Source organism: Pseudomonas sp. NPDC089569 (genome assembly GCF_050280625.1).
Lineage (GTDB): Bacteria > Pseudomonadota > Gammaproteobacteria > Pseudomonadales > Pseudomonadaceae > Aquipseudomonas.
This window is the reverse complement of the sequence record NZ_JBNNVQ010000053.1, coordinates 16,317-39,534: the sequence shown is the minus strand read 5'-3', so window position 1 is coordinate 39,534 and position 23,218 is coordinate 16,317. Positions and strand designations below refer to the sequence as shown.

Below are 23,218 nucleotides of genomic sequence, written 5' to 3'. Positions count from 1 at the left end.
GCAGTGCGCTTGGCGACGCTCTTGATGCGTTCGACCAATGCTTCACCGGCGTCGATGTCTACACCGGCGTCCTTGTAGCTCAGGGAGGGTTGCTTGCTCATGATCCAGGCCTTTAGGGGGGGATTTCTGGGTAACGACCGAGTTCAGCGGGGCTGCCGAAACCGACGGGGCGATTGCCTCACGCGAATTTCGAAGGTGCCCGGCTGTTGCCGGTCTGCGAAGGCGCGCGATTTTATCAGGCTTGAAGGGCAGCGGCCATCCTCAGGCCGACAGCAGGGGCCTATCGCCCTAAAAAAAACTTCATGATTGCGCGTTAGTGGCATTCTTCAAGCCTGAGTAAGGTATCGCCATTAAGCGTCTATGGTTATGACAGTGCGAAAACTTATCCAGGGCGTGTGAATGATTTGCGCCGGGCGATGGTCACAGCCCTGCCGGATCGTCTTCATGTGGCCTGTTCCAGCCGCTCTTGTCGTCAGGAAGCTTCCATGCGTTTTTGTAAATTCTTGTTTGTGGGCTGTTTGTCGTTGCTCGGTCTGGCCGCTCATGCCGAAACCGTAAAAGGCCTCTATCAGGTGCGTGAGCCAGTCAGCGGCCAATCGCCTGAGGAGCGTGACCAGGCGACCCAGCGCGCACTCGACACGCTTGTGCTGCGTCTGACCGGCGATCCCAAGGCCACGCAAAATCCGGGGTTGGCGGCAGTGCGCAAGGACCCGCAGCAAATCATCAGCCAATTCGGCTATGACGCCGGGCCGCCGGAAGTCTTGAAAGTCGATTTCGATCCCGCGACCACCGAACAGGCATTGCGCCGTGCCGGGCTGTCCATGTGGGGCGCCAACCGGCCCTCGATCCTCGGCTGGTGGTTGAATGATTCCACCGAGGGCTCGAGCCTGGTGGGCGATGGCCAGGCCAGCGCGGCACCGCTGCGTCGCGCGGCCCAGCACCGTGGCTTGCCGTTGCGCTTGCCCCTGGCGGATCTGAATGAACAGATTGTTGCCACGGCACCGAATCTGGAAGGTGCCGACCCGGCGCCGTTGCACAAAGCCTCGGAGCGTTACAGTGCCGACGCCTTGCTGGCGGTGCATGCCCGTGAAGAGGGAGGGCAGTGGCAGGCCAAGTGGCAATTGTGGCTGGGCGAGCAGAAAGAGGCAGGAAGTGTCCAGGGTGCCGACCAGGCGGCTTTGGCCGACGCAGTGATGCTTGCGGTTGGCGAGCGCCTGGCGCCACGGTTCGTTGCCAGGCCGGGTGCCTCGACCCAGCAGTTGCTGGAGGTGCAGGGCATGAATCTTGAACGTTACGCGACCCTTGGACGACTGCTCGAGCCCTTTGGCGGGCGCCCGCAAAGCGTCGATGGCGATCGGATTCTCTATCGGGTCAATGGCAGTACGGATCAATTGAGGGCGCAGTTGTCATTGGCAAAGTTGCAGGAAGTTGCAGTGCAGAGCGCACCGCCAACTCCGGTGTCGCCCGCGCCTGTTCCCTCGGCGACCGGCAGCCCGGCTGCTGCCGTGACACCTTCCACGGCACCTTCGCCGCAGTTGCGTTTCCGCTGGTAGGTTTTCTTTCTTTATATAGAAGCAATGGAGTGGTTCATGGCCGATACGCGGCGTTGGTTCTGGTTGGGTGGCGTCGTTCTGCTCTGCGCATTCATCTGGTTGTTACACCCGATCCTGTCGCCGTTTCTGGTGGCGTTGCTGCTGGCCTACCTGTTTGATCCGCTGGTGGACCGGCTGGAGAAGGTCGGGTTGTCCAGGACCCTGGGTGTGGTGGCGGTGTTCGCGCTATTCACGCTGATCTTCACGGCGTTGCTGCTGGTGTTGGTGCCGATGCTTGCCAAGCAACTGTTTCGTTTGTACGAGCTGGCGCCGCAGATGCTGGACTGGTTGCAACACACCGCGTTGCCGTGGGCGCAGTCAAAATTCGGTCTGTCGGAAGGTTTCTGGAAGTTCGACAAGGTCAAGGCTGCCATCAGTGAGCACGTGGGGCAAACCACTGATGTTGTGGGTGTGGTCTTGAGTCAGGCGACGGCCTCGGGGCTGGCGTTGATCGGCTGGCTGGCCAACCTGGTGCTGATTCCGGTGGTGAGTTTCTACTTGCTGCGGGACTGGGACCTGATGATGGCCAGGATCCGCAGTCTGTTGCCCCGAGACCGGGAGGCGCGAGCGGTCCTGCTGGCCGGGGAATGTCATGAGGTGCTCGGAGCCTTCGTTCGCGGGCAACTGCTGGTGATGCTGGCGTTGGGGGTGATTTACGCCGCAGGCTTGATGCTGGTCGGGCTGGAGTTGGGGCTGTTGATCGGTCTGATTGCCGGTCTGGCGGCTATTGTTCCGTACATGGGCTTTGTCATCGGGATTGGCGCGGCCTTGATCGCCGGCCTGTTCCAGTTTGGCGGGGAGCTGTATCCCCTGGCGGGCATCGTCGCCGTGTTCATGGTTGGCCAGGCGCTGGAGGGCATGGTGCTGACGCCACTACTGGTAGGCGATCGCATCGGGCTGCACCCTGTGGCGGTGATCTTTGCAATCCTGGCCGGGGGCGAGCTGTTCGGCTTCACCGGCATTCTGCTGGCCCTGCCCGTGGCGGCGGTCATCATGGTGCTGGTGCGCCATGTGCATGATTTATATAAGGATTCAGATATTTATAGCGGCGCCGACGAGCCTGAGCGCTAAGTGACTTGGCGAACAGCCCGGCTCAGTGCCGGGTTGATGCCCGTGCCGCCAAAGAAACCGTCATGAATCCACAGTGCCAACGCAAACCTTTGATTTTGCTTGTGGTCTGTCGCATTGTGCGGTCGGCCTCACGGGTATAAACTTCGCACACTTTACACAGAGGCCACTAATGGTTCCCCGGGAACCGTTCAGTCAGCATGAAACCGATTCAGCTGCCCCTAGGTGTGCGTCTGCGTGATGACGCCACCTTTATCAACTATTACCCAGGCGCCAATGCCGCTGCACTCGGCTATGTCGAGCGGCTGTGCGAAGCCGACGCCGGCTGGACCGAAAGCCTGATTTACCTGTGGGGCAAGCATGGGGTAGGGCGCACGCATCTGTTGCAGGCCGCGTGCCTGCGTTTTGAGCAGTTGGGTGAGCCAGCGGTGTATCTGCCGCTCGCCGAGTTGATGGATCGCGGTGTTGAAATCCTCGACAACCTTGAACAGTACGAACTGGTCTGCCTGGATGATCTTCAGGCGGTTGCCGGCAAGGCGGACTGGGAAGAGGCGCTGTTTCACCTGTTCAATCGCCTGCGCGACAGTGGTCGGCGCCTGCTGATTGCTGCATCGACCTCCCCGCGTGAGTTGCCGGTGAAACTGGCAGACCTCAAGTCCCGCCTGACCCTGGCGCTGATTTTCCAGATGCGTCCACTCTCCGATGAAGACAAGCTGCGAGCCCTTCAATTGCGCGCATCCCGTCGAGGCCTGCACCTGACCGACGAAGTCGGGCATTTCATCCTGACCCGTGGCACCCGCAGCATGAGTGCGCTTTTCGATCTGCTTGAGCAACTCGATCAGGCGTCTCTTCAAGCTCAGCGCAAGCTGACCATCCCCTTCCTCAAGGAAACGCTGGGCTGGTAGAGCGGCCCTTTAAAATCGGGGTTTGTGGCGAAAATCGGCATATTTCAGACGCCAGAAAACCCGCGTTCCTGCGATAGCAGGTCGCGCAAGCGTTCAAAATGGGCTTAAGCGCTTAGATGTCAGCGAGAAACCGATAAGTCACAAAAAGTTCGATTGAATTTGCAAATGAGATCGATAGCGGGCATAGTCTCGGCTTCTTTACACCAATCAGCCACGGTCGTGCCCATGCTAAAGCGCTTTGCACCCCTCGTGCCCCTCGCACTCGTTACCCTGTTGTTCGGTTGCGCTGCCCACACTCCAGTGTCCCAGCAGCAACAACAGGCTCAGAATTCCGTCACTGCCCAATCTTCCGCTCGTTATCAGGAAGCACTTTTCCAGGAAGAGACGGCGACTGAAAAAGAACTCGCTGAATTTGCCGATGGCAAGTCCTATCAACTGCCGGCACTGGCCGACAGTATCCTCGAACGCGGCATGTCCCTGATCGGTACGCGCTACCGGTTCGGCGGTACCTCCGAAGCCGGTTTCGATTGCAGTGGCTTCATTGGTTACCTGTTCCGCGAAGAGGCGGGCATGAACCTGCCACGCTCGACCCGCGAAATGATCAACGTGGACGCACCGCTGGTTTCACGCAGCAAGCTTGAGCCGGGTGATCTGCTGTTTTTCGCGACCAACGGTCGTCGCGGTCGTGTCAGCCACGCCGGAATCTACCTGGGTGACAACCAGTTCATCCATTCCAGCAGCCGCCGCAGCGGCGGTGTGCGCATCGACAGCCTGGGCGACAGTTACTGGAGCAAAAGCTTCATCGAAGCCAAGCGCGCTCTGGCGATGGCCCCGGCTGCAACCCCGGCGATCATCACTGCTCGCAAGTAAGCGGACATTTTGTAAGGTGAACTTAAAGTCTTACTTGAAGTTTGCCTGATAAGAGCTAGAATTCTGATCTATCAATGATGGCAAACCGCCTGCGTCCTGCGCAGGCGGTTTTCTTTTCTGCGCCTTGTGCAGAAAAAAGCCGCAGCCAGATCAGGAAGCTCTGCATATGTCGACGTCGGCCCGCCTCGCAATCATGCTTTTCGCAGCGCTGCTCAGCGCTTGTGCCAGTCGCACACCGCCGCCAGCGCCGGTGGTTCGCGCGCCCATCGTTTTCGGTTCCTCCCAAGCCTTTTCGCCTGAAGCGGAAGACGTGTTGTTTCGCGCGTTGGGATTGGTGGGTACGCCTTATCGCTGGGGTGGCAACACGCCCGACTCCGGGTTCGATTGCAGTGGCCTGATCGGTTACGTATACCGTGATGTCGCCGGCATTTCCCTGCCGCGCACCACCCGCGAAATGATCACCATGCAGGCGGCCGATGTCGGCAAGGAAGGCCTGCAAACCGGTGATCTGGTCTTCTTCGCCACCAATGGCGGTTCTCAGGTCAGCCATGCCGGCATCTACGTCGGTGAAGGCCGCTTCGTCCATGCGCCTGCCACGGGTGGCACGGTCAAGCTCGACAGCCTGTCCAAGGCGTATTGGCAGAGGGCTTACCTGAGTGCCAAGCGGGTCCTGCAACCGGAACACCTGGCGCGCAATCAATAACAGCCAGAGGTTGATTCAATGACCGCTCGCACGCTCAATCTCGACGATTCGCTCTATCAGTACCTGCTCGACGTGTCCTTGCGTGAAACGCCGTTGCTCAAACGCTTGCGCGATGAAACCCAGGCATTGCCCATGGCGCGCTGGCAGGTGGCGCCGGAGCAGGGGCAGTTTCTTGCCTTGCTGGTGAAGTTGACAGGAGCCCGGCGTGTGCTGGAAATCGGCACCTTCACCGGTTATAGCACCCTGTGCATGGCGCAGGCTCTACCGGATGACGGTTCGTTGATCTGCTGCGACCTTCCCGGTGACTACAACGCCACTGCGCACCGTTACTGGCAGGAAGCAGGGCAGGCCGCACGCATCGATCTGCGTCTGGCGCCCGCGCTGCAAACCCTCGCCGAGCTTGAACGGCAAGGCCAGGACGGGTCGTTCGATCTGGTGTTTATCGATGCCGACAAGGCCAACTACCCGACTTACCTTGAACATGCGCTGCGACTGCTGCGCGTAGGGGGACTGGCAGTGTTCGATAACACGCTGTGGAGCGGTCGGGTGCTTGAAGACAATCCCGAGAGCCTGGACACCCGGGCCATTCAGGCGCTCAACAGGGATTTGAAGGATGACGCACGGGTGGATCTGTCGCTGTTGCCGCTGGGTGATGGGCTGACGCTCTGTCGCAAGCGCTAGCTTCGTTGTAGGAGCCAGGCTTGCCGGCGAAGGCGTTTTTACTGGCGCAACAGGACGCGAGGCCGCCTTCGCCGGCAAGCCTGGCTCCTACGGGTTCCGCCGACACGCGCCAGACTTTGTTCCCCACATCATCGGCCACCAGCAGGTCGCCCTGTCGATCGATCACCACGCCCACCGGCCGGCCCATGGCTTGTTCCTTGTCGTTGAGGAAACCGGTCAACACGTCCACCGGGGTCCCGACCGGTTTGCCATTGTTGAAGGGTACGAAAATCACTTTATAGCCACTGTGCGGCTTGCGGTTCCAGGAGCCGTGCTGGCCTATGAAGGCGCCTTCCTTGAACGCTGCCGGCAGCGTGTTGCCTTCGGCAAATGTCAGGCCCAGTGATGCGGTATGTGGGCCGACCGCGTAGTCCGGAGCAATCGCCTTGGCCACCAGTTCCGGGTTTTGCGGTTCCACGCGCAGGTCGATGTGCTGGCCGTAATAGCTGAATGGCCAGCCATAGAAAGCGCCGTCCTTGACCGAGGTGATGTAATCGGGCACCAGGTCACTGCCGATTTCATCCCGCTCGTTGACCGCGGTCCACAGTGCGCCAGTGCGCGGTTCCCAGGCCATGCCGTTGGGATTGCGCAAGCCCGAGGCGTAGATCCGGTGCTTGCCAGTGGCGCGATCCACCTCCCAGATAGCGGCGCGTCCTTGCTCCTGGTCCATGCCATGTTCGCCAACGTTGCTGTTTGAGCCGACCGTGACGTACAGCTTGCTGCCGTCCTTGCTGGCAATGACATTCTTGGTCCAGTGGTGATTCAGGGGGCCGTCCGGTAAATCGACCACTTTGATCGGTTGGGTTTTGATCGTCGTGTCGCCTTCTTCGTAGTGAAAGCGCAGCAGGCGATCGGTATCGGCAACGTACAGGTCATTGCCGATCAGGGTCATGCCGAAGGGGGAATTGAGATTTTCCAGGAAGACGCTGCGAGTTTCGGCGACACCGTCGTGGTCCTTGTCGCGCAAAAGCGTGATGCGATTCGGACTCGGCACGGTGGCTCCGGCGCGACCCATGACTTTTTTCATGACCCAGCCACGAATGCCCTTGCCGTCTTCGGGTTTGGGCGGGGCATTGGTTTCGGCGACCAGCACATCGCCGTTGGGCAGTACATAGAGCCAGCGCGGATGGTCGAGTCCTTCGGCAAATGCGGCCACTTGAGTGCCGGCGGCTGCTACGGGTTTTGCGCCGTCGGGCCAGCCGACGGCCGGTGCGATGTTCACCGTCGGGATCAGCGTTTTGTTCGGTTCCGGCAGTGTGGGTGACGGGCCGGTGCCGTCGGAGACTTGCAGGGTGGAAGTCTCGCCGCAGGCGGCGAGCCCTCCAGTGAGTGCCAGGGCTACAGCGAGTTGGAGCATGCGCATGGCGGATCTTCCCTATGGGGGCCTTGATCTATTGATAGAGAAGTCCGGGCTGCGGATGGTTCAACGCTTCAGCCGCGTGCCTCCTTGATCAGCAGGGCGATGCCGGGATGGTAATGGCCTGCCTCGGTGTGCAACTTGCGGTAGGCATAGGGGAAATACCAGGCCACGGCGCAGGTATGCTCCTTTTGCAGGTCGTCGACCATGTCCTGAAGCTCTTCCGGCGTCGCACCCTGCTGTGCTTTATGAGGTGCGACAAACAGGCAGCCGAGTTTCAGGTCGCTGGCATAACTAATGCGCCTGGCGTCGCTGGTGATGTCGTGCAGGGGCTGCGTCAGGTTCAGGTTGTTGACCCGTGGCCAGCGCTGGGTGGCCTGCAGCCAGGCACGTGTTTCGGGGGTGGCGATGAACAGGTCGGCGCGAGCGTTGCGCTCGCCTTCTTCGATTTGTTTGCGTGTGGGCGATTGTTGCAGGGTGACCATCTCGGCCATCCATGCGGCGGCCGAGAGCAGACCGAGGTTGGCTTTTTCATCGAGCCAGTAGGGTGTCTCGTTGTCACCGCGCACGGTGTTGTATCGATCGATGCAGTCGAACCAGCGCTCCAGCAGCGGGCGCAGGAATTCCAGCTTCGGATTGCTGATGATCATGCCTTGCATGTGGCTCACCCTTGTTTTTGTGTTGTGAGTTGTGGCTCTTTGATATCACTGCTGTGAGTGTGGCACAAGATTGACGTCATTTAATTGATCGGTGGTGGTTATTCGCTGGCTCACCCTGTCTTCAATTGACGCTCCCCCCCCCAACCCTCTAACCTTCGCGGCTTGTTTCAGGTGCTCTGTGGCTTCGGTCGACAGAGTGAAACAGGGAAGCCGGTGAGCGGTCGCTTCAATGCACGAAGGCCTGCAATTCCGGCGCTGCCCCCGCAACGGTAAATGAGAGTGGGCTGCGCAATGAGCCACTGTGTCGGCTGACATGGGAAGGCGCGCAGTCAGGCCAGCGCCGCTCATGAGCCCGGAGACCGGCCTGATCCATTCAAGCGGCATCACGGTGGGCGATGCCAGGCTTCTTGCCGTCTGTTCCTGTGCCCGCCCGCCGTTATCCAGCCTCAACGGAGAGCTCCCATGACTGATACCCCTGATCGTGACGAACGACACCTGGCGCGCATGCAGCGCAAAAAAGCCGTGATCGACGAACGCATCGCCAATTCCCCGAACGAATGCGGCTTGCTGCTGGTGCTCACCGGTAACGGCAAGGGCAAGAGCAGTTCGGCGTTCGGCATGCTTGCCCGGTCCATGGGCCATGGCATGCAATGTGGCGTGGTGCAGTTCATCAAGGGGCGCAACAGTACCGGCGAGGAGCTGTTTTTTCGACGCTTCCCCGAGCAGGTTCGCTTTCACGTGATGGGCGAGGGCTTCACCTGGGAAACCCAGGATCGCCAGCGCGATATCGCCGCCGCCGAAGCCGCCTGGGCGGTGTCCCGCGAACTGCTGCGCGATCCGTCCATTGGTCTGGTGGTGCTGGATGAATTGAACATCGCCCTCAAGCACGGCTACCTCGACCTCGACCAAGTGCTCAGCGATCTGCAGGCGCGCCCGCCGATGCAGCATGTGGTGGTGACCGGGCGCGGCGCCAAGCCGGAAATGATCGAAGTGGCCGACACCGTCACTGAGATGGGCATGATCAAACATGCCTTCCAGGCGGGTATCAAGGCACAAAAAGGCGTTGAACTGTGAGCGCCACTGTATGACCAGCAGCCGTCAATGTCCGGCGGTATTGATCGCCGCGCCGGCCTCAGGCCAGGGCAAGACCACCGTCACCGCAGCACTGGCCCGGTTGCATCGCAATCAGGGGCGAAAGGTGCGCGTGTTCAAGTGTGGGCCCGACTTTCTCGACCCGATGATTCTCGAGCGCGCCAGCGGTGCGCCGGTATATCAACTGGACATGTGGATGGTCGGCGAGCAGGAAAGCCGTCGCTTGTTGTGGGAAGCCGCCGGCGAAGCCGATCTGATCCTGATCGAAGGCGTGATGGGACTGTTCGACGGCACCCCGTCCAGCGCTGACCTGGCACGGCACTTCGGCGTACCGGTACTCGGCGTCATCGACGGCACGGCCATGGCCCAGACCTTTGGTGCATTGGCGCTGGGCCTGGCGCGCTATCAGCCTGACCTGCCATTTGCCGGCGTGTTGGCCAACCGCGTCGGCACCTTGCGACACGCGCAATTGCTCGAAGGCAGCCTGACCGAAGGCCTGCGCTGGTACGGCGCCTTGTCCCGGGAAACCGGGATCGAGTTGCCGAGTCGACACCTGGGCCTGGTGCAGGCCAGCGAGTTGAACGATCTCGATGTACGTCTCGATGCGGCGGCGGATGCCCTCGCTGCCAGTTGCGAAGTCGCGCTGCCACCGCCAGTGGCGTTCTGCGCACCGGATATGATCGCGGCCGAACCGTTGCTGGCTGGCGTGCGCATCGCCGTGGCGCGGGACGAGGCGTTTGCCTTTACCTATGGCGCGAGCCTGGATCTACTGCGGGCGATGGGCGCCGAACTACGGTTTTTCTCGCCGATCCGGGATGTTCGTTTGCCGGAAGCCGACAGCCTGTACCTGCCGGGTGGTTACCCGGAATTGCACCATGTGGCGCTGGCACAAAATACCTCGATGCTCAACGCAATTCGCGCACATCATGCGGCGGGCAAACCGCTGCTGGCTGAATGTGGCGGCATGCTGTATCTGCTTGATTCGCTGACCGATGTCGAAGGCACCCGAGCGGAGCTGGTTGGCTTGCTCAGTGGCGATGCAGTGATGCAAAAGCGTCTCGCCGCGCTGGCCTTGCAAGCGGTAGAACTGCCGGAAGGTTCGCTGCGTGGACACACCTATCATCACTCGCTGACCACCACCGGGCTTACGCCGATAGCCCGTGGCCTGAGTCCCAATGGCGGGCGCGGGGCGGAGGCGGTGTATCGAGAAGGGCGGATGACGGCCTCCTACGTACACTTCTACTTTCCGTCCAATCCATCGGCGATTGCCGCGTTGTTCGCGCCGGACCGTGAGGCCGCCTTCGCGAGCAGGCTCGCTCCCACAAAGGATCACCTAAACCCTGTGGGAGCTGGCTTGCCAGCGAAGAGGCCATGACGAACAACGCATTCTCCGAAGCCGAACGCGCGGCCATCTACCGAGCCATCGGCGAGCGCCGCGACATGCGCCATTTCAGCGGAGGCTCCGTCGACCCTGAACTGCTCCGGCGCCTGCTCGAAGCTGCGCATCAGGCACCCAGCGTCGGTTTGATGCAGCCCTGGCGCTTCATTCGCATCAGCGACCGAAGTTTACGCAGCAGGATCCAGGGGCTGGTGGAGGAAGAACGCATCCGCACGGCCCAGGCCTTGGGCGAGCGCACTGACGAATTCATGCAGCTCAAGGTCGAAGGCATCAACGACTGCGCCGAAGTGCTGGTGGCGGCGCTGATGGATGACCGCGAGCGGCATATCTTCGGCCGCCGCACATTGCCGGAAATGGACATGGCCTCGTTGTCCTGCGCGATCCAGAATCTGTGGCTGGCGTCCCGTGCCGAAGGGTTGGGCATGGGCTGGGTCTCGCTGTTCGAGCCGCAAGCTCTGGCGGACCTGCTGGGCCTACCGCCTGGCGCCAAGCCGTTGGCCATTTTGTGTCTGGGACCGGTCAAGGAATTTTATCCGGCGCCGATGCTGGTACTCGAAGGTTGGGCGCAGGCGCGTCCGCTCAGTGAACTGTTATACGAGAATTTTTGGGGAGTGCGTCCATGAGTGTGGCGTTGTTGAGTGTCGCCGCGGTCGCGCTGGATGCGCTGCTGGGCGAACCCAAGCGCTGGCATCCGTTGGTGGCGTTCGGGCGTTTTGCCGATCGTATCGAACAACGTTTCAACGGCGGTGGGCGTGGCTGGCGCAGCCATGGGGTTACCGCCTGGTTCATCGCGGTGGTGCCGCTGACTTTGCTGGCCACGGCGTTTTCCTGGGCGCCTTATGTTGGCTGGATCATCGAAATTCTCGCGCTCTATTGCGCCCTCGGCATGCGTAGCCTGGGTGAGCATGTCGCACCGGTGGCAAGCGCCTTGCGCAGTGACGATCTGGACGAGGCGCGCAGGCGAGTGGGTTATCTGGTCAGCCGTCAGACCAGCGAACTGGATGCTACCCAGGTCGCCCGCGCGGCTACCGAGTCGGTGTTGGAAAATGGCAGTGACGCGGTATTCGCTGCCTTGTTCTGGTTTGTCGTGGCCGGTGCACCCGGTGTTGTGCTCTACCGTTTGAGCAACACGCTGGATGCGATGTGGGGCTATCGCAATGAACGTTTCGAGCGTTTTGGCTGGGCAGCGGCCAGGATCGACGACGTGCTCAACTACATTCCAGCGAGGTTGGTGGCATTGACCTACGCATTGTTGGGTAAAACCCGCCTGGCCCTGAAGTGCTGGCGCCGCCAGGGGCCCGAATGGGATAGCCCCAATGCCGGCCCGGTGATGGCGGCAGGGGCGGGGGCGTTGGGTGTCGAGTTGGGCGGGCCGGCGATTTATCACGGTGAACTGCATGCACGCGCACAACTGGGCGAAGGCATGCCGGCGGACGCCGACTCCATTGATCGTGGCTGGCAATTGGTCCAGCGCGGGGTATGGTTGTGGCTGCTGATTCTTTGCGTGGGGGCTGAGTTTTATGCTTGAGCACGGTGGGCGGTTGCGCAAGGCGGCGCTCGAATACGGCATCGAGGAAGCCGATTGGCTTGACCTGTCCACAGGCTTGGCGCCCTGGCCGTTCCCGGTCCCGGATATCCCGCTGCGGGCGTGGGCGCGTCTGCCGGAAGCCGATGACGGTCTGGAACAGGCCGCCTGCGACTATTACGGCACTCTGCAGGCATTGCCGGTGGCCGGTTCGCAAATGGCCATCCAGCTGCTGCCGCGCTTGCGCCGTGCGGGCAAGGTCGGCGTCCTGTCGCCGTGCTATGCCGAACATGCCGAAGCCTGGCGTCGCAATGGCTACATCGTGCGCGAGGTGCTGGAGCAGGAAGTCGATTTTTTTGTCGACAGCCTCGATGTGCTGGTAGTGGTCAATCCGAACAATCCCACGGGCCTGAGCCTGACTCCCGCTCGCCTGCTCGAGTGGCACTCGCGACTGGCCCAGCGCGGCGGCTGGCTGGTGGTGGACGAGGCGTTCATGGACAACACGCCACACCTGAGTGTGGCGCCATTTGCCCATCAGGTCGGCTTGATCGTACTGCGTTCGTTCGGCAAGTTTTTCGGCCTGGCCGGTGTACGCCTGGGGTTTGTCCTGGCTGAGCGCAAGTTGCTCAAGTTGCTGGCCGAACAGGTCGGGCCGTGGGCGGTCAGCGGCCCGACGCGGGTGCTTGGCCAGGCTTGTCTGCGCGATATCGAAGGGCATGCGCGGCAACGGGCGCGCGCTGAAGCGGCCAGCCTGCGGTTGGCATCGCTGCTGGAGCATCACGGCTTCAAACCCCAGGGTGGTTGCGCCCTGTTCCAGTGGCTGATCACCGAACGCGCCGAAGCGTTGCACGAGTTCATGGCCCGGCGCGGCATTCTGCTGCGCTTGTTTGCCCACAACAGCAGTCTGCGTTTTGGCCTGCCCGCCGAGGAGGCGGACTGGGCACGCCTGACTTGTGCATTCGAAGATTTTGTCAGGGACAACGCATGACCACATTGATGGTGCAGGGGACGACATCGGATGCCGGTAAAAGCACGCTGGTGACGGCGTTTTGCCGCTGGCTCAAGCGTCAAGGCGTCGCAGTGGTGCCGTTCAAACCGCAGAACATGGCGCTCAACAGTGCGGTGACGGCCGACGGTGGCGAGATTGGTCGCGCCCAAGCGGTACAGGCCCAGGCCGCGTACCTTGAGCCGCACACGGATATGAATCCGGTGCTGCTCAAGCCCAACAGTGACACCGGGGCGCAGGTCATCATTCATGGTCGCGCCGTGACCACGATGAACGCTGTGGCCTATCACGACTACAAAGCCATCGCCATGCAGGCGGTACTGGCTTCTCACCAGCGGTTGAGCACGGCCTATAAGGTGGTAATGGTCGAAGGCGCGGGCTCGCCGGCCGAAATCAATCTGCGCGCGGGCGACATTGCCAACATGGGGTTTGCCGAAGCCGTGGATTGTCCGGTGGTGTTGATCGCCGATATCAATCGTGGCGGTGTTTTCGCACACCTGGTAGGTACCCTGGAATTGCTGTCGCCGAGCGAACAGGCGCGGGTCAAGGGCTTTGTCATCAATCGTTTTCGCGGTGACATCGCCTTGCTGCAGCCGGGCCTGGACTGGTTGGAACAACGCACCGGCAAACCGGTGATCGGCGTGCTGCCCTATGTGACCGACCTGCATCTGGAGGCCGAGGACGGCATCGATCAGCGTCAGGCCGACAAGTGCGAGCAGGTGCTCAATGTGGTGGTGCCGGTGCTGCCGCGTATCAGTAACCACACCGATTTCGATCCGCTGCGCCTGCACCCGCAAGTGAACCTGCAATTTATCGGTCCCGGCCAGGCGATTCCTTTCGCCGACCTGATCATCCTGCCCGGCTCGAAAAGCGTACGCAGCGACCTTGCGTACCTGCGAGCCAACGGTTGGGAGGCCGCGATTTCCCGGCACCTGCGTTACGGTGGAAAACTGCTGGGTATCTGCGGTGGCCTGCAGATGTTGGGAGAACAGGTGCACGATCCTTTAGGCCTTGAAGGGGCACCTGGCTCCAGTGCCGGATTGGGGTTGCTGGCGTTTGAAACTCAACTCGAAGCCGACAAGCAATTGCGCAATGTACGCGGGCGCCTGGCGCTGGAAGATGCGCACGTCAGCGGCTATGAAATCCATGCCGGTGTCACCACCGGACCGGCGCTGGAAAACGCCGCGGTGCAACTCGATGACGGTCGTTGCGATGGCGCACAAAGTGCCGACGGGCAGATTTTCGGCACCTATCTGCATGGCCTGTTCGAATCCCCCGAGGCGTGCGGTGCGCTATTGCGCTGGGCGGGTTTGGCGGATGTGCAGGCGGTCGATTACCACGGTTTGCGCGAGCGCGATATCGAGCGGTTGGCGGATCTGGTGGAGAAGCACCTTGATACGTCATTGCTGCGTGAACTCTGCGGGATATGAGCTGATGTTGAAGACGCCTTCGCGGGCAAGCCTCGCTCCTACGGGGTCGGCGGAATGCCCGCGAATAGACCGATCATGTGGTCCGTAGGAGCGAGGCTCGCCCGCGAAGAGGCCGGTCATGCGATCTGTAGGAGCGAGGCTTGCCCGCGATGAGGCCCGTCGTCCGAATGAAGATGTTAAGGAATGAACCATGCTGCAACTGATCCTCGGCGGCGCCCGTTCCGGCAAAAGCCGCCTGGCTGAAAAACTGGCGACAGACAGCCGGTTACCGGTGACCTACATCGCCACCAGCCAGCCTCTGGACGGTGAAATGAACGAACGGGTTGCCCATCACCGCGCCCGGCGTCCGGCCGAATGGGCGTTGATCGAAGAGCCGTTGCAACTGGCCCGCGTGCTGCGTGAAAACGCCCGTGTCGATCATTGTCTTCTGGTGGATTGCCTGACGTTGTGGCTGACCAATCTGCTGATGCTCGAAGACGCCGGGCGCCTGAGCGCCGAACGCGATGCCCTGCTGGACTGCCTGGCTGCATTGCCGGGTGAAATCATTTTTGTCAGCAACGAGACCGGAATGGGTGTCGTGCCGCTGGGCGAATTGACTCGCCGCTATGTCGATGAAGCCGGTTGGCTGCATCAAGCTCTGGCCGAGCGTTGTCAGCGAGTCGTCCTGACCGTTGCCGGCCTGCCCCTGACTCTCAAAGGAGACGCGTTATGAATCCATCCTGGTGGTTGAACCCGTGTCGGCCTGTCGATACGCAAGTGGTCGAGCAGGCGCAGGCGCGCCAGCAACAACTGACCAAACCGGCAGGCTCGCTTGGCCAGCTCGAGTCGGTGGCGGTGCAGCTGGCGGGATTGCAGGGGCAGGTCAAGCCGAGTCTGGAGCAATTGTGGATCGCGATTTTCGCCGGTGATCATGGCGTGGTGGCCGAAGGCGTTTCGGCATTCCCCCAGGAAGTCACCGGGCAGATGCTGCACAACTTCGTCAATGGCGGCGCGGCGATCAGCGTACTGGCGCGCCAGCTCGGCGCGCAGCTTGAAGTCGTGGACCTGGGAACGGTGACGCCCTCGTTGAACCTGCCGGGTGTTCGTCACCTTAACGTCGGCCCGGGCACGGCGAATTTCGTGCAGGGACCGGCGATGACCCCGGCGCAGGGCGAGCAGGCCTTGCAGGCTGGTCGCGACAGCGTACTGCGGGCGAATGCGGCCGGCGCCCGGTTGTTCATCGGCGGCGAAATGGGCATCGGCAACACCACGGCCGCCAGCGCGCTGGCCTGTGCCTTGCTCGACTGCCCGGTGGAGCACCTGACCGGACCGGGTACCGGGTTGAATGCGGCGGGTGTCAGCCATAAGGCGCGCGTCATTGAGCGCGCTCTGGCCTTGCATGGCGCTCAGCGTGGCGATGCGTTACAGACGCTGTTCAACCTTGGCGGTTTTGAGATCGCGGCACTGGTTGGCGCCTTTCTGGCCTGTGCCCAGGAAGGTGTCGCGGTGCTGGTCGATGGCTTCATTTGCAGCGTCGCGGCGCTGGTGGCGGTGCGCCTGAATCCTGACTGCCGGCAATGGCTGCTGTTCGGCCATCGGGGCGCCGAACCAGGGCACCGGCATGTACTGGAAACCCTGGAGGCACAGCCGTTGCTCGATCTCGGCCTGCGTCTGGGCGAGGGCAGCGGTGCGGCGTTGGCTGTGCCGTTGTTGCGTTTGGCGTGTGACCTGCACGGGCAGATGGCGACCTTCGCCGAAGCTGCAGTGGCGGACCGCCCGGCATGACTTTGCGCCTGGATCTGCTGCGCCATGGCGAGACCGAGATCGGTGGCGGCTTGCGCGGCAGTCTCGATGATGCGCTGACGGACAAGGGTTGGCAGCAGATGCGTGCAGCCGTGGTGGAGCAGGGGCCTTGGGACCGTTTGATCAGCTCGCCATTGCAGCGCTGTGCGCTGTTCGCGCGGGAGCTCGCCGCGCAATTGAACCTGCCGGTCGAAATGGATGGGGACCTGCAGGAACTGCATTTCGGCCAGTGGGAAGGGCAAAGTGCTGCGGCATTGATGGAGACCGATGCCGAGGCGCTGGGGTTGTTCTGGGCCGACCCCTATGCGTTCACGCCGCCTCAAGGTGAGCCGGTGGAGGCGTTTTCCAGGCGGGTGCTGGCGGCAGTGGCGCGTTTGCAGGCAGCGTATGCAGGCGAACGCCTTTTGTTGATCAGCCATGGTGGCGTCATGCGTTTGTTGCTGGCTCAGGCACGCGGCTTGCCCCGTGAGCAATTGCTCAATGTCGAGGTGGGGCATGGGGCGCTGTGCTCGCTGGTGGTCGACGCCGGTGGTTTGTTAAGGGAAGTGCGCTGACATGTTGCCGTTCTGGATCGCCCTGCAATTCCTCAGCAGCCTACCCGTTCGCTTGCCCGGCATGCCAACGCCTGAGGAGTTGGGGCGGTCGTTGCTGTTTTATCCGCTGGTCGGGTTTTTGTTCGGCGTGATTCTGTGGGTGCTCAACGGGTTGTTGGCGGGCGCGCCGCTGTTTTTGCATGCCGCGTTGTTGCTGACGGTCTGGGTGTTGCTCAGCGGCGCGTTGCACCTCGATGGCCTGGCCGATAGCGCCGACGCTTGGCTCGGCGGGTTCGGTGACCGCGAGCGCACCCTGACCATCATGAAAGACCCGCGCAGCGGGCCGATTGCGGTGGTCACGCTGGCCCTGGTGTTGCTGCTGAAGTTCACTGCGCTGCTGGCGGTGATCGAGCAGCAACAGGCCATGGCATTGATCATTGTGCCGCTGCTTGGGCGCTGTGCGTTGCTGGGGCTGTTTCTGACCACGCCTTATGTGCGTCCTGGCGGTTTGGGCCAGGCGCTGGCCGATCATTTGCCCCGATCGACAGGGAAGTGGGTGTTGATGGTCGGCGCGGTGGTGTGTGTCGTGCTTGGCGGCGTGCCCGGAATCGTGGCCGTCGTGCTGTCAGTGCCGGTGTTTGTCTGGCTGCGCCAGATGATGCTGCGACGACTGGGCGGAACGACCGGTGATACGGCAGGCGCGCTGCTGGAGCTGCTGGAAGTTGCGGTGCTGGTGGGGTTGGCGTTTCTCTGAACATCCCACATCATGTAACTTGATTTAACGCAACCGCGGGTATATACACGCACCATGCTCGACTCCCAATGCTTATGTATCAATCTGCGTCGCGCCGCTCGTGGCGTCAGCAGGCATTACGACGGCGCTCTCGACGGCTTCGGGATCAACGTCGCGCAGTATTCTTTACTGTGTAACCTGCAGCGACTGGATCAACCGAGCATTTCCACCCTGGCCGAGGCCATGGGCCTGGATCGCAGCACCCTGGGGCGTAATTTGCGGGTGCTGGAAGGCGAGGGCCTGGTGACGCTGGTGGAAGGCGAGGACATGCGCAATCGCATCGTGCAGCTGACCGAGGCGGGGGCCGAGCGCTTGAAAGCCGCCTTGCCGGCCTGGGAGGCGGCGCAACAACGATTGATTGATCGCCTGGGCGCCGAAAAGCGTGAAACCTTGTTGAAGTTGCTGGACGAACTGGCCTGAGGCGGGCTTGTTCGATTTTAAGCGGGTATATACCCGCGATCGGAGAACAAAAATGACATCGATGTGGCGTACGTGCGGTTGGGTCTTGCTGGGCAGCGCCCTGATTCTTGCGTTGTCCCTAGGGGTACGGCACGGCTTCGGCCTGTTCCTGGCGCCGATGAGTGCCGAATTCGGTTGGGGGCGCGAGGTCTTCGCATTTGCCATCGCCTTGCAGAATTTGATCTGGGGGCTGGCGCAACCCTTCACTGGAGCACTGGCCGACCGTTTTGGCGCGGCGAAAGTGGTGCTGATCGGTGGCGTTCTCTACGCCTTGGGCCTGGTGTGCATGGGGCTGTCCAATTCGGCGCTGACGCTGTCCTTGAGTGCTGGCCTGCTGATCGGCATCGGCCTGTCCGGTACGTCGTTCTCGGTGATTCTCGGCGTGGTCGGGCGGGCAGTGCCGCCGGAAAAACGCAGCATGGGCATGGGGATTGCCAGTGCCGCCGGCTCATTCGGCCAGTTTGCAATGTTGCCCGGCACGCTGGGGTTGATCGGTTGGCTCGGCTGGTCGGCGGCGCTGCTGGCGTTGGGGATGCTGATCGCCCTGATCGTACCTTTGGTGAGCATGCTCAAGGACAAGCCCCTGCCGGTGCTCGGCCATGAGCAAACCTTGTCCGAAGCCCTGCGCGAGGCCTGCTCGCATTCCGGTTTCTGGCTACTGGCGTTCGGCTTTTTTGTCTGCGGTTTTCAAGTGGTCTTCATTGGTGTGCACTTGCCGGCGTACCTGGTGGATCAACACTTGCCGGCAACCGTCGGTACAACCGTCCTGGCGTTGATCGGCTTGTTCAACATCTTCGGCACCTATACGGCCGGCTGGCTGGGCGGGCGTATGTCCAAGCCGCGGTTGCTCACCGGTCTGTACCTGCTGCGGGCATTGGTGATTGTATTGTTCCTGTGGGCGCCTGTGACCACGACGTCCGCGTACCTGTTCGGCATGGCCATGGGGTTCCTGTGGCTGTCGACGGTGCCTTTGACCAACGGTACGGTCGCGACCTTGTTTGGTGTACGAAATCTGTCCATGCTCGGTGGGATCGTGTTCCTCTTCCACCAGCTCGGTTCGTTCCTCGGCGGGTGGCTGGGTGGGGTGGTATACGATCGTACCGGCAGTTATGACTTGATCTGGCAGGTTGCGATTCTGTTGAGCCTGATGGCCGCCGCCCTCAACTGGCCGGTGCGCGAGAGGCCCGTGGCACGCCTGCAAAGCCAAATGAGTGCGACATGAACAGTCTCTGGCCACGTATCACTCTGGTTACTGTTTGCGCCTTGCTGCTGGCACTTGCCTGGTGGGGCTGGCATCAGGGCGGGCTGGCCTTGATGCAGCTGGGCATGGGGGCCTGCTAGAGCGCACAGTTGCAAGGGCGCTTGCTTGCAGGCTGTGAGGGCGAGTAATTTCGGTTGTTGACGATTGCCTACAAGGAAGCACCAACATGTCGATGCGCTGGTTTGCAGTTCCCGCGTTACTGGTTGCGTTTGCCGGAATGGCCCAAGCGGCAGAGTGTCCGGAGCTTCTGCAAGGCTCGTTGCCCAAATTGCGCGCCAATGAATCCATCGACCTGTGTCAGCGCTTCGCCGGCAAACCGCTGGTGGTGGTCAATACCGCAAGCTTTTGTGGCTTCGCTCCGCAATTCAAAAGTCTCGAGGCGCTGAATCAGCGTTTCAAGGATCAAGGTCTGGAAGTCATCGGCGTACCGTCGAATGACTTCAAGCAAGAGTCCAAAGACGGCGCCGAGACGGCCAAGGTCTGCTACGTCAATTACGGTGTGACCTTCACCATGACCGAGCCACAGAGCGTTCGTGGTGCCGATGCCACACACCTGTTCAAAGTCCTTGCCGAGCAAAGCAGCGCGCCCAAGTGGAATTTCTACAAGTACGTGGTCGATCGCCAGGGCAAGGTGATCGCCAATTTCTCCAGTCTGACCAAGCCCGATGATCCGGATTTCATCGCTGCTGTGGAGAAGGCCCTGGCCTCACCACCGCTCGCTGCAAACCCTTGAACGACACTCACTAAAAAGCCCCGCCTCTGTGAAGAGAGCGGGGCTTTTTTGATTCGGGTAGCGAGTGATTCAGGCTCGCCGGGAATCATCAGAAGCGATAGGTCGCACCCACGCCGAAACCGTTCGCACTGTTTTCGTACTTGGCGTTGTAGGACTGGCCCAAGGCGTTAGCGCGGTTAACTGTGACAGATTCTTCCTTGAGGTAGGAGTAAGCCACATCAATGGTCCAATCGTCGGTTGGGTTGAAGCCTGCACCCACACTGAAGATTGTCCGGTCGCCGGTAGGAATGCGTGGCGAACGATCAGCGTTGTTGGTAGGCGACTGGTCAAAGGTCAGACCGGTACGCAGTACCCACTGCTTGTTCAACTGGTAGGAAGTACCCACGGCGTAAGCCCAGGTGTCATGCCAGTCCTGTTGCTCGGTGATGGTTCCAACGATTTGTGGGGCGAGAGCACCACCGCTGGCTGCGGTGACGCCTTCGTTGTTGACCGTGATGTCTTTCAGGCGGCTCCAGCGAGTCCAGGTAGCACCGGCATAGAGCTTCCAGGCATCGTTCAAATCTTGAGTCACGGAAAGGTCGTAGGACTCAGGGGTTTCGATCTTCAACGAGGCATCGTAACGGTTGGTTTTGAGTACCTGAGGTGGCACGCCACCACCGGCAGTCACCTCGGTGTGGCCGTCGAGCTTGTAGTTGACTTTGGAGTGATAGGTCAGGCCCACGCGAGTGGTGTCGGTGGCTTGCACCAGGACGCCTGCGGTCCAGCCCAGGGCCGTATCGTCGCCCTTGATCTTGATATTGTTGTCGCCAGTCCCGCGGATAGGGAGAGCAATGTCCGATTGCAGCTCGCCGGAAATCCGGTTGAAGGTCGGGCCAAAACCGATCGATACCTTATCGTTGAACGCGTAGCTGACGGTTGGCTGAAAAGTGACGACCTTGACTTCACTCTTGCTGCCAAAAGCGCGGCCCTGGAAGCCATTTTCGTAGTTGGTGATCAGCCCGAACGGAGCGTAGACACCGAAACCAACAGCCCATTCATCGTTGAGCTTGTTGGTATAGAAACCCATCGGGACAGTGGTGAATGGAACCATGTCGCCTTTGTTGGTTCCGCTTGAACGGCCACTGGCATCTTTGATATCGGTCGATGCGTCGATCGCGGCGATACCGCCAGTGATTTGCTGGCCTTTGAGGCGGGCCATACCGGCAGGGTTGCCAACTACTGTGCTTGCATCATCGGCAGAAGAAGATCGCCCGGCAAAACCTGTCCCCATCCCGCTGATGCTTTGTTCGTTGAGGGCAAAGCCACTTGCGAAGAGTTGGGTGGATGCCATGGCAACGGCGAGACTAATGGTCGTTTTGAGCATTACTTTTTTCATTATTAGAACTCCTGGTGATCACCGGGGCGAAAATTACCAACATTTTCGTCCCGGCGCCATAGGCTGTATCGCTTGATTTAGAGCGGTTTTGTAGGACAATCCGACCAGATTCGCGACTATTTTGCGATCTTTGGATCCAGGAGGGGTCAGCAGGCAACCTGATTCAGCGGTGAAACACAGGTTTGCCAGGCGTAGGTGAAGTCTCTCAGGCGTCCCTGGGGCTGGAAGGTCTGGCGCCAGATGCGGGCCATACCCAGCAGGTCATCTGCTTCGGGGAGCGGGGTATTCTGTTCTTCGACCAGCAGCCAGGCGATGGCCGTGGCGTAACGCAGGTTCACAGTCAATTCCAGGTGCGGGCCGCTGAGAAAGGCATGTTGGCTGGCCAGGCCGCGGACCAGGCTGGCCCGCTCGGGATCAAGCGCCAGATAGTGATCCCAGAGTGCCTGATGGCGGGGTTCGGCGATGCGGTAGAGGCCGTGTCCACGGCGGTCGTGGAGGGCGGAACCAAGGGCCGACTGGCTGGCGGCGATACCCAGCAGCAGGGCCTCGGCGGTTGCGCTATGGCGTCCCAGGTAGATCAGCGTCGGACGGATGACATAGCGGCACAGTTCGCTGGCAGCGATACCCATAAAACCCTCGAAACATTAAATGGGCGGCGATGCCTGAATGGCCTTGGCAGCGGTGGATAAACTCAGGCACGCCGGAAGCGGATAAGACCGCTTGAGTTGAAGTGTAGTGTCATATTCGCTGCGTAAAGGTCTGTTTTTAAAATATTTCCAACGTCCAGTTATAACCGTTATATCGGTTGGTGCTTAGCTGGCAGGCAGGAAACGGGAAATTTCAGGCAATAAAAAGCCCCGCCGATTGAGCGGGGCTTGACGTGTTTCAGCCTTGTCGACGTCTCAGGCGATCAGCGCCTGGCGGGTACGCTCGATCACGGCCTGCAGCGGTTCGGCGCTGGAGTATTGATCGGGGTACAGGCGCTCGCTGTGACGGGCGATGCCGTGTTCGTTGACGAGGGTGAAACTGAAGCAGCCTTTGCGGGCAGCCATGATCAGGCAGTTCATGGGTGCGAAAGCGTTGGTCAGGGTGCGGATGGCATCCTCTGCATGGATATGAGTAGACATTATGGGTGTTCCTACAAATGACACGGATAAGAACCGTGCAACGTTAAAACGTTCCAGTAACGTCGATCACCATTGACCGAACGAAGAACCCGACTGGAACAAGGCAGCCAGTTTGAAGCGCTGTATTTTTTGCGCGCTTGGGCCGGCAGGTAGGTACTTAGGAGGGCAGGCAACACATCAGGGGCAAAGGTTCTGGGCCCGGGGTGAAGATCCTGATCAATTTGCAGGTTGGTTCGGTCAGAGTAAATGAAGCTGGCAACACCCTCTGATTTCGATTCAAAGGTCGCGTTGACGAGGGATTTACCTGGAAACCATCGAGGCGGTCGATCCCGTCTTTTCAGGTCAGGGGCTTTCTTTGGAAAGGCTGACCAGGGGGATTTGTTCGACCAGAATTGACTTTCAGCTTGGTACTAACGGCGCGGATCCTAACGGATTGAGCGAAGGAATGAAAGGGGCATGGCTGAAAAAATCAGGTATTCACATTTTTGCTCAATTCGTGAATCGAGGGACCGCCCTTTATTGGCCCGCAATCCGACCGGCGGTAGCAAGGATTTATCCTTGTGCGACCAGCCTGGATCACGGGTTTGCGGGGTGTTATCCCCAGGTATGGAGGCAAAATGCGTCGAAATGGCGCAGCGATATAACCGTCGCACAGGTACTTGTGCACATAAGTTGAGCAGTCTGTCACCCCGCTGTCATCCAGCCTTCAAACGCAGTGGGTGCCTGTAACCAAAATTTAAGTCAATGAAAAACATCGCTTTTTTTAACTGGTGAAAAAATCGTCAGTTTGACTGCAGGCCCCATTCCACAGGGCTTTGCGCGGCTTCAG

The 23,218-nt window shown here is 60.6% G+C and carries 26 protein-coding genes and 1 riboswitch; of the genes, 20 read left to right on the top strand and 6 right to left on the bottom strand.

What is annotated here, in order from left to right:
* Positions 1-101 (bottom strand): hypothetical protein (locus ACQKP2_RS19840; protein ID WP_427578812.1); only part of this gene is annotated, 101 nt, incomplete at its 3' end.
* Between the two features lie 384 nt (positions 102-485).
* On the opposite strand from ACQKP2_RS19840, the gene ACQKP2_RS19835 reads away from it, so the two are divergent.
* The 6 genes from ACQKP2_RS19835 (at position 486) to ACQKP2_RS19810 (ending at position 5,819) form a co-directional block, all read left to right on the top strand.
* The gene (locus ACQKP2_RS19835; RefSeq protein ID WP_427578809.1) at positions 486-1,553 is read left to right on the top strand and encodes a DUF2066 domain-containing protein; all 1,068 of its coding nucleotides are present in this window, start codon (positions 486-488) and stop codon (positions 1,551-1,553) included.
* Positions 1,554-1,589: 36 nt separating this feature from the next.
* Entirely contained in the window at positions 1,590-2,663 is a 1,074-nt protein-coding gene (locus ACQKP2_RS19830) for an AI-2E family transporter (protein ID WP_427578808.1), read from the top strand.
* 197 nt (positions 2,664-2,860) lie between these two features.
* The gene (hda, locus tag ACQKP2_RS19825) at positions 2,861-3,565 is read left to right on the top strand and encodes a DnaA regulatory inactivator Hda (RefSeq protein ID WP_427578807.1); all 705 of its coding nucleotides are present in this window, start codon (positions 2,861-2,863) and stop codon (positions 3,563-3,565) included.
* 225 nt (positions 3,566-3,790) lie between these two features.
* Entirely contained in the window at positions 3,791-4,435 is a 645-nt protein-coding gene (locus ACQKP2_RS19820; protein ID WP_427578805.1) for a C40 family peptidase, read from the top strand.
* A 166-nt stretch (positions 4,436-4,601) separates the two neighbouring features.
* Positions 4,602-5,138 (top strand): C40 family peptidase, encoded by a 537-nt coding sequence (locus ACQKP2_RS19815; protein WP_427578803.1) that lies wholly within the window; start codon positions 4,602-4,604, stop codon positions 5,136-5,138.
* A gap of 18 nt (positions 5,139-5,156) precedes the next feature.
* Entirely contained in the window at positions 5,157-5,819 is a 663-nt protein-coding gene (locus tag ACQKP2_RS19810; RefSeq protein WP_427578802.1) for a class I SAM-dependent methyltransferase, read from the top strand.
* Here the strand turns inward: ACQKP2_RS19810 and ACQKP2_RS19805 are convergent.
* Positions 5,734-7,221, bottom strand: a complete 1,488-nt coding sequence (locus tag ACQKP2_RS19805; protein WP_427578801.1) for a PQQ-dependent sugar dehydrogenase — start codon at positions 7,219-7,221, stop codon at positions 5,734-5,736. The two genes, ACQKP2_RS19810 and ACQKP2_RS19805, sit on opposite strands and share 86 nt — an antisense overlap.
* Positions 7,222-7,289: 68 nt before the next feature.
* Positions 7,290-7,874 carry a hypothetical protein gene (locus ACQKP2_RS19800; RefSeq protein WP_427578799.1) on the bottom strand — a complete coding sequence of 195 codons (585 nt, stop codon included), beginning with the start codon at positions 7,872-7,874 and terminating at the stop codon, positions 7,290-7,292.
* Positions 7,875-8,026: 152 nt separating this feature from the next.
* A riboswitch (cobalamin riboswitch) is annotated at positions 8,027-8,256 on the top strand.
* A gap of 80 nt (positions 8,257-8,336) precedes the next feature.
* Here ACQKP2_RS19800 and cobO point away from each other — a divergent pair.
* From cobO to ACQKP2_RS19730, 14 genes are all read left to right on the top strand, one after another.
* Positions 8,337-8,948 carry a cob(I)yrinic acid a,c-diamide adenosyltransferase gene (gene cobO / locus ACQKP2_RS19795; RefSeq protein WP_427578798.1) on the top strand — a complete coding sequence of 204 codons (612 nt, stop codon included), beginning with the start codon at positions 8,337-8,339 and terminating at the stop codon, positions 8,946-8,948.
* Positions 8,949-8,958: 10 nt separating this feature from the next.
* On the top strand, positions 8,959-10,341 hold the full coding sequence (locus ACQKP2_RS19790) for a cobyrinate a,c-diamide synthase (protein WP_427578797.1): 1,383 nt from the start codon (positions 8,959-8,961) through the stop codon (positions 10,339-10,341).
* Positions 10,338-10,988, top strand: a complete 651-nt coding sequence (gene bluB, locus ACQKP2_RS19785; protein ID WP_427578796.1) for a 5,6-dimethylbenzimidazole synthase — start codon at positions 10,338-10,340, stop codon at positions 10,986-10,988. The genes ACQKP2_RS19790 and bluB overlap by 4 nt, the downstream gene beginning before the upstream one ends.
* The gene (cbiB, locus tag ACQKP2_RS19780) at positions 10,985-11,893 is read left to right on the top strand and encodes an adenosylcobinamide-phosphate synthase CbiB (RefSeq protein ID WP_427578794.1); all 909 of its coding nucleotides are present in this window, start codon (positions 10,985-10,987) and stop codon (positions 11,891-11,893) included. Before bluB ends, cbiB begins: the two co-directional genes overlap by 4 nt.
* The gene (gene cobD, locus ACQKP2_RS19775) at positions 11,886-12,878 is read left to right on the top strand and encodes a threonine-phosphate decarboxylase CobD (protein WP_427578792.1); all 993 of its coding nucleotides are present in this window, start codon (positions 11,886-11,888) and stop codon (positions 12,876-12,878) included. Before cbiB ends, cobD begins: the two co-directional genes overlap by 8 nt.
* Entirely contained in the window at positions 12,875-14,326 is a 1,452-nt protein-coding gene (locus ACQKP2_RS19770; RefSeq protein WP_427578791.1) for a cobyric acid synthase, read from the top strand. The genes cobD and ACQKP2_RS19770 overlap by 4 nt, the downstream gene beginning before the upstream one ends.
* Positions 14,327-14,516: 190 nt before the next feature.
* A complete protein-coding gene (cobU, locus tag ACQKP2_RS19765) occupies positions 14,517-15,038 on the top strand; it encodes a bifunctional adenosylcobinamide kinase/adenosylcobinamide-phosphate guanylyltransferase (RefSeq protein ID WP_427578790.1) in 522 nt (173 codons plus the stop codon).
* Complete coding sequence (gene cobT, locus ACQKP2_RS19760) at positions 15,035-16,090, top strand: nicotinate-nucleotide--dimethylbenzimidazole phosphoribosyltransferase (RefSeq protein WP_427578789.1); 1,056 nt, start codon at positions 15,035-15,037, stop codon at positions 16,088-16,090. The genes cobU and cobT overlap by 4 nt, the downstream gene beginning before the upstream one ends.
* Complete coding sequence (gene cobC / locus ACQKP2_RS19755; RefSeq protein WP_427578788.1) at positions 16,087-16,662, top strand: alpha-ribazole phosphatase family protein; 576 nt, start codon at positions 16,087-16,089, stop codon at positions 16,660-16,662. Before cobT ends, cobC begins: the two co-directional genes overlap by 4 nt.
* 1 nt (position 16,663) lies before the next feature.
* Positions 16,664-17,395, top strand: a complete 732-nt coding sequence (locus ACQKP2_RS19750) for an adenosylcobinamide-GDP ribazoletransferase (RefSeq protein WP_427578787.1) — start codon at positions 16,664-16,666, stop codon at positions 17,393-17,395.
* A 54-nt stretch (positions 17,396-17,449) separates the two neighbouring features.
* The gene (locus ACQKP2_RS19745) at positions 17,450-17,854 is read left to right on the top strand and encodes a MarR family winged helix-turn-helix transcriptional regulator (RefSeq protein ID WP_427578786.1); all 405 of its coding nucleotides are present in this window, start codon (positions 17,450-17,452) and stop codon (positions 17,852-17,854) included.
* A gap of 52 nt (positions 17,855-17,906) precedes the next feature.
* Positions 17,907-19,115: an MFS transporter gene (locus tag ACQKP2_RS19740; RefSeq protein ID WP_427578784.1), complete on the top strand. Its 1,209-nt coding sequence runs from the start codon at positions 17,907-17,909 to the stop codon at positions 19,113-19,115.
* Positions 19,112-19,234, top strand: a complete 123-nt coding sequence (locus ACQKP2_RS19735) for a hypothetical protein (protein WP_427578782.1) — start codon at positions 19,112-19,114, stop codon at positions 19,232-19,234. The genes ACQKP2_RS19740 and ACQKP2_RS19735 overlap by 4 nt, the downstream gene beginning before the upstream one ends.
* A gap of 86 nt (positions 19,235-19,320) precedes the next feature.
* Complete coding sequence (locus tag ACQKP2_RS19730; RefSeq protein WP_427578781.1) at positions 19,321-19,887, top strand: glutathione peroxidase; 567 nt, start codon at positions 19,321-19,323, stop codon at positions 19,885-19,887.
* Positions 19,888-19,975: 88 nt separating this feature from the next.
* On the opposite strand, the gene ACQKP2_RS19725 is transcribed toward ACQKP2_RS19730, so the two are convergent.
* The 3 genes from ACQKP2_RS19725 to ACQKP2_RS19715 all read right to left on the bottom strand — a co-directional run bounded on the left by ACQKP2_RS19725 (position 19,976) and on the right by ACQKP2_RS19715 (position 22,389).
* Complete coding sequence (locus ACQKP2_RS19725) at positions 19,976-21,262, bottom strand: OmpP1/FadL family transporter (protein WP_427578780.1); 1,287 nt, start codon at positions 21,260-21,262, stop codon at positions 19,976-19,978.
* A 146-nt stretch (positions 21,263-21,408) separates the two neighbouring features.
* Complete coding sequence (locus tag ACQKP2_RS19720; RefSeq protein ID WP_175389340.1) at positions 21,409-21,891, bottom strand: hypothetical protein; 483 nt, start codon at positions 21,889-21,891, stop codon at positions 21,409-21,411.
* A 273-nt stretch (positions 21,892-22,164) separates the two neighbouring features.
* Complete coding sequence (locus tag ACQKP2_RS19715; protein ID WP_427578777.1) at positions 22,165-22,389, bottom strand: hypothetical protein; 225 nt, start codon at positions 22,387-22,389, stop codon at positions 22,165-22,167.
* Between the last annotated feature and the right edge of the window lie 829 nt (positions 22,390-23,218).